Source organism: Phocaeicola sp. RTP21198st1_B8_RTP21198_201120 (assembly GCF_040929485.1).
Classification (GTDB): domain Bacteria; phylum Bacteroidota; class Bacteroidia; order Bacteroidales; family Bacteroidaceae; genus Phocaeicola; species Phocaeicola dorei.
This window is the reverse complement of sequence record NZ_JBCOCI010000209.1, coordinates 979-2,242: the sequence shown is the minus strand read 5'-3', so window position 1 is coordinate 2,242 and position 1,264 is coordinate 979. Positions and strand designations below refer to the sequence as shown.

Annotated in this window: 2 protein-coding genes; both read left to right on the top strand. The window is 41.6% G+C overall.

Annotation, left to right across the window (positions count from 1 at the left end):
* A partial coding sequence (locus AB5935_RS24580; RefSeq protein ID WP_368327711.1) for a winged helix-turn-helix domain-containing protein occupies positions 1-230 on the top strand: 230 nt, incomplete at its 5' end.
* Positions 231-249: 19 nt separating this feature from the next.
* On the top strand, positions 250-1,264 hold a 1,015-nt coding region (locus AB5935_RS24575), incomplete at its 3' end, for a sensor histidine kinase (protein ID WP_368327710.1).

Below are 1,264 nucleotides of genomic sequence, written 5' to 3'. Positions count from 1 at the left end.
ACATCGACCTTACCGTTAAAGAATACCGCCTGCTCGAATATTTCATGACTCATCAAGGGGTTGCCCTCTCACGTATTACCCTGCTCAAAGATGTATGGGACAAGAATTTTGATACCAATACCAATATCGTAGATGTTTACGTAAACTATCTCCGGGTAAAGATTGACCGTGACTTTGATAAAAAGCTGATTCATACAGTCGTAGGACTAGGATATATCATGAATACTTAAACTCCCAAGCACACCGGCTATGAAAATAGGTTCTAAAATAGCTCTCTTCTATACATTAATCAGTGTACTGACCACTGTCATCATCATTGCTGTATTCTATATTTTCAGTACGCAGTACATCAATAAACTTTATGCTTCTTACCTGCGTGAAAAAGCCTACCTGACCGCACAGAAGCATTGGGAAAAAGATGAAGTAGACGAACAGAGCTACCAGATTATCCAACGCAAATATGACGAACTCCTGCCCGAAGCCCATGAGATTCTTTTAAATATGGACAGTCTCTCCGAAGTGCGTGATACGCTGAATAAATACCTCACGCAACACCAGCAGGCTCTTCTGCTGGCAGGACAGGACAGCATCCCTTTCTCCTTCAAATATAAGGATCAACTGGGAGCCGCCCTTTATTATCCGGATAATGAAGGCAACTTTATCGTACTCGTCATGTCCCGGAATGCCTACGGAACAGAAATCAAGGAACACTTATTGTTGCTTTCCATATTTCTCATCTTAGCCAGTTCCGTCCTGATCTTTTTTATCGGAAAAATATATTCCGGCCGTATTCTGGTTCCCCTGCAACACATACTAAAGGAATTGAAAAGAATACGCGCCAACAGTCTGAACCGCCGATTAAAGACTACTGGCAATAATGACGAACTGGAGGACATGATAAAGACATTAAATAGTATGCTCGACCGTTTGGACAGTGCATTCAAGGCAGAAAAATCCTTTGTCAGTCACGCTTCACATGAGTTGAACAATCCGATTACTGCCATTCAGGGAGAATGTGAAATCAGTCTGCTGAAAGAAAGAAGCACGGGAGAATACATTGAATCCCTCCAACGAATTTCTTCGGAAAGCAAACGGTTATCCAGCCTGATCCGGCATCTTCTTTTTCTTTCACGACAAGAAGAAGAACTCCTGAAAAACAATATTGAAGAGATTATTCTGGCTGATATATTAAAAGAGTTGACAGCTTCCGATGAAAGAATCCATCTTCATTTGGAAGAGACAGACCGGCAGATGACTGTAAAAG